Below are 4489 nucleotides of genomic sequence, written 5' to 3' on the forward strand. Positions count from 1 at the left end.
CGCTGAGTTCTTTCAGGAAAATTGCAGTGCCTTTACTGGGGCTGCTTCGCAGCCCAACGCAGGACAAGCCTGCTCGCCACAACAGCCCACCTCCCTACGCTGCGTTCCCGCAAAGCCTGTGGGTGATTTGGGTGTTCGATACGCGGGCCAATAAGGAGCTGGCCCTAGCAAACGGCGCGAACTGACGGCTGCGGCGCTACAAGACGCCGAGGTGGCCTCGGCGATTGGCGGGCACGCCTGGCCTGACGCGGCGCTAATGTGGGAGCTGGCTTGCCTGCGATAGCTATGGGTATCTACACAACGTTTGAAGGCAGCCAATTTCTCCTGTGGCAAGCCTGCTCGCCACAACAGCCCACCTGCCACAGACTTCGTGTTAACCGGCTATCGCAGTTCAAGCCAGCTCCCACAGGGGATTGCGGGGCGACGAAGATCAACTGTGGGTTTCCTGAACGGGGTACAGGCTACCTTCTTATCCCCCATTGTTTTTTCCCACGCCTTAGCCTCAACTACGCCCTCACCTCACACACGAGTACCAACCTTGGAACGCTATGAATCGCTGGTCATCGGCCTGGGCGCCATGGGTGCCGCCACGGTGTATCAACTGGCAAAAGCCGGTGTGAAAGTCGCCGGCATCGACCGCCACCACCCGCCCCACAGTTTTGGCTCCAGCCATGGCGATACGCGTATTACGCGGCTGTCGGTGGGCGAAGGCGCGCAGTACGTGCCCATTGTGCGGCGTTCGCACGCTATCTGGCGCGAGCTTGAGGCGTTGTCGGGGCAGGCGCTGTTTGAGCAGTCGGGGTTGCTGGTGCTCACCTCTCGTGATGACTTTGACCCCAGCGATGCAACCGACTTCACCCTGCGCACCATTGGCCTGGCGCAAACCTACGGCATTGAACATGAGCGGCTGGACGCTGCGCAGATTCGCCAGCGTTTCCCGCAATTTGCCCAGGTGGCGGACAGCGCCATCGGCTACTACGAGCCTGGCGGCGGCTTTGTGCGCCCTGAGTGCTGCATTGATGTGCAACTCACCTTGGCCGAGCAACACGGCGCCACGCTGTACAAGGACGAGACGGTGACCCACATCAGTTCGGATGCTGACGGCGTGACGGTGACCACCGACCAGCGCACGCTGCAGGCCGACAAGCTGGTGGTGAGTGCGGGCAACTGGGCCGGCGAATTACTCGGCGCGCCGTTTGACCGGTTGCTGAGTGTTTATCGGCAACAGCTGTTCTGGTTCGCGCTGGAGCCTGGGGCCGACCTGGTGGGCAAATCCCCCACCTATATCCTCACGCACGAACAAGGTCAGACCCACTATGGGTTCCCGGCGTTGCCCGGCGAAGGCAGCATGAAGCTGGCCACGGCGCAGTACCACACCACGGCCACGCCTGAAACGCTGGACCGCACGGTCTCGGCGGCGCAAGCCCAGGAGATGTACGAACAGCAGGTAAAGGGCCGTATCACCGGCGTGTCGGCCAAAGTGCTCAAGGCGGCGGTGTGTGCCTACACCGTGACGCCGGACCACGATTTCATCATCGACGAACACCCCACGTTGCAGCACACCCTGGTGGTGTCGCCGTGCTCGGGGCATGGCTTCAAGCATTCGGCGGCGCTGGGTGAGGCATTTGCGCAGTGGTGCATGCGTGGGTCGAGTGACCTGGACCTGTCGGCGTTTTCGTTAAAGCGCTTCGAGGGCAATAGCGTTTAAGAATGGGGACACAGACCCGTGGCGAGCGGGCTGGGCCCCCTCGCCACAAGGGGCAATTGTGCCTTCTGGCCTGACCTATTTGGCGAACGCGTATTCCCCGCCCTGCTCCACCGCCTTGCGGTACGCAGGTCGCGCCTGGAAGCGTTGCACCCAGGCCGCCAGGTTTGGATAGGCCTGCAACTTGCCCTGGGCCTTGGCGATTTCACCGATAAAGCTCATCTGAATGTCCGCGCCGCTCAGTTCGTCACCGACCAGATACGGCGTATCCGCCAGCACGTCATTCAGATAGCCCAGGTAGTTGGCCACTTCCGACTCGATACGCGGGTGCAACGGCGCACCGGCTTCACCCAGACGACCGACGTAGAGGTTGAGCATCAGCGGCAGCATGGCCGAGCCTTCGGCAAAATGCAGCCATTGCACATATTTGTCGTAGGTCGCAGAGGCAGGATCAGGTTGCAGGCGGCCTTGACCATGGCGGCGGATCAGGTAGTCGATGATGGCGGCGGATTCGATCAACACCAGGCTGCCATCTTCGATAACCGGGGATTTCCCCAGTGGGTTGATGGCCTTGAGCTCCGGGGGCGCCAGGTTGGTTTTCGGGTCGCGCTGGTAGCGCTTGATCTCGTAAGGCAGGCCGAGCTCCTCAAGTAGCCAGAGGATGCGCTGTGAGCGCGAGTTGTTGAGGTGGTGGACGGTGATCATGGGAAGCTCCGCAGGATAAGCGTGGGTGTCTGGCCATGAGACTACGCCAGCCCAGTGGAGTGCCCACGATTTATTGTGGCAGCCCCTTCACGAGAGGCTGCCCCTCAAGCGCCCGTGATCAGGCGACGGCAGTCAAAAGCACGTCTTTCTTGAGCGCATCCACCAAGCCCTCCATCGTTGCATACCGCTTGCCTTGCAACTGCGGCCAGCGTTCGATAAACAACTGCCCCACCTCGTCACTTTTTATCGGGGTGGTAATAATCTCTCCAGTCCTGGAACGGTGAAGCAGACTGGCTTGGGTGGATGAAGCGTACTCGATCAGGAAGTCACCGATGTTTTTCAGGCGCACGCTCGGCAGGGTCGAAGCGGAAACGGCCGTCAACTGCACATCCGTCTTGAGTGCATGAATCAAAAAATCCAGACTTGGGTAACGCTTTGCTTGCAACTGTGGCCACCGCTCAATAAAGAACTGCCCCTTATCGTCAATTTGAACAGGCGTGGAAATGATATCTCCAGTGTTAGAACGATGGAGCACATTGGCTTGGGTCATTGAAGGCCGCTCGATCAGGAAATCGCCGACACTTCTGATCCATGTACGATCCGCTGCAACCATCGGGCGCGGCGCCGGCGTACCGGCCACACCGACATGCACCTTGAAGTCACTGCGCATGGCCGTGCCCGCGGGCGTCTTGACCCCGCGCTCCAGGATTTCCCAGCCTCCACGGTGCAGAGGCAGCGCATGGTCGGGCGCGACATCGCGTACCGTCAAGCTGACCGCATCCTGCAATTGCGCAATGCCTGGCACGCCCTGATAGATGTCGGCGTGGGAGGTGCCCATGAGTGCGACCCACTTATGCGGCCCCAGTGCCGCCTGATCAGCCTTGATCACCTCATTGGCAAAGTAACTGAACACGCTCTGGCGGGCGTTCAAGTCGTGCATGCCTTTGACGTGGTAACTGGCGGTGCAGTCGAGAGCCCGGACGCGGATGCCCGCCTTGTTCGCCGCTTTGACGACCTTGGTGTAGGTGTTTTTTCCCGTGTAACCGCTCCCCATATGGCCGAGGTCCTGCGCCCTCAGATAGCGCTTGAGATTTTCCGGCATTTTCAGCGTGTTATAAAAAACGTCCAGTTCAAGCTGGTGCAGATCGGTAAGCAGGTGTTCCAGATACAAGGTTTTTACACCCTGCTCTTTCAATAGCTTCATGTATTTAATCAGGAACTGTTTACTCGCCTTATCCGCATGCGCTTCAGCAACAATCAGTCCGCGCTTGAGTTTGTACAGTAGCTTGACGAACGCCTCTTCGCTAACCACCGTACCCAGCTCGACGAAGGTGGACCGTGCCGGGGGCGTGTAAGTGGCAAAGGCGGCTTTGGCGGCCTTCTCCAAACGATTACGGGTGTTCTTGAACCCCTTGAACGCCGCCTCATACAGGTGCCCAATCCCAAAGCCGTAGCGAGTATCCAAGTCACGATGCGAGTGCACCATTTCATCCAGGTGCGCTTTAAACGACGCGGGCAGATCGAACTCACTGTAATGGGACGGTGCAGCGGGCGCCGGCACCGCCCTTGAAGGACCCGCCGTCGGCAGCGCTTGTGATGCCGGCGCCATGGTCATCCGGTAATCACCCCGGGACAACGCGGCGGAGGCAGTATCAGGCGAGATGCCCACCGCCTGGCCCGGGGTAACATCCTCCACACGCAGGGCGATGACATTCTGCAAATCGGCCAGCCCCGGCACTTCGTCCGTGCTCCCTATGCGGGTGTGATCAACCAGGGCGATCCAACCATCATCGGGGTCGTTTTGTGAAAGGGCTTTGTGGGAATAGAAGTTCCTGAGTTTGCTGTTGCGAGGGATAAACCGCTCTTGTTCAGACAGCGCCAGCACATGCTCCATATGATAAGAACTCGAGGCGTCCACGCCGTCGATCGCGACCTTGTGCTTGTGGGCTTCAAGCATCAGTTTACGGTAGGTAAAAGGCGCGTCCGCGTCCCAGCCCAAGCCTGAGTCTACCCGCGCCAGATGGTCCTCGACCTGTTTCAAGGCATACGCCACGTCACCCTGGGTTTCGCCGTTGATAA

General features: G+C 59.7%; 2 protein-coding genes and 2 pseudogenes. 2 read left to right on the forward strand and 2 right to left on the reverse strand.

Going from position 1 to position 4489, the window contains the following annotated elements:
* Both FEM54_RS34420 and solA read left to right on the forward strand, forming a co-directional pair.
* Positions 1-185: pseudogene (locus tag FEM54_RS34420) on the forward strand (hypothetical protein); the annotation flags it as partial.
* A gap of 353 nt (positions 186-538) precedes the next feature.
* The gene (gene solA, locus FEM54_RS25500) at positions 539-1708 is read left to right on the forward strand and encodes an N-methyl-L-tryptophan oxidase (protein ID WP_138453545.1); all 1170 of its coding nucleotides are present in this window, start codon (positions 539-541) and stop codon (positions 1706-1708) included.
* Between the two features lie 75 nt (positions 1709-1783).
* Here the strand turns inward: solA and FEM54_RS25505 are convergent, their stop codons facing one another.
* Complete coding sequence (locus FEM54_RS25505) at positions 1784-2410, reverse strand: glutathione S-transferase family protein (RefSeq protein ID WP_138453546.1); 627 nt, start codon at positions 2408-2410, stop codon at positions 1784-1786.
* A gap of 118 nt (positions 2411-2528) precedes the next feature.
* A pseudogene (locus FEM54_RS34145) lies at positions 2529-4489 on the reverse strand (hypothetical protein); the annotation flags it as partial.

Source organism: Pseudomonas edaphica, assembly GCF_005863185.1.
Lineage (GTDB): Bacteria > Pseudomonadota > Gammaproteobacteria > Pseudomonadales > Pseudomonadaceae > Aquipseudomonas > Aquipseudomonas edaphica.

Bases quoted from the DNA above. Each gene is read 5' to 3' on its own strand.
- FEM54_RS25505 (WP_138453546.1), bottom strand. From the start codon at position 2,410: ATGATCACCGTCCACCACCTCAACAACTCGCGCTCACAGCGCATCCTC.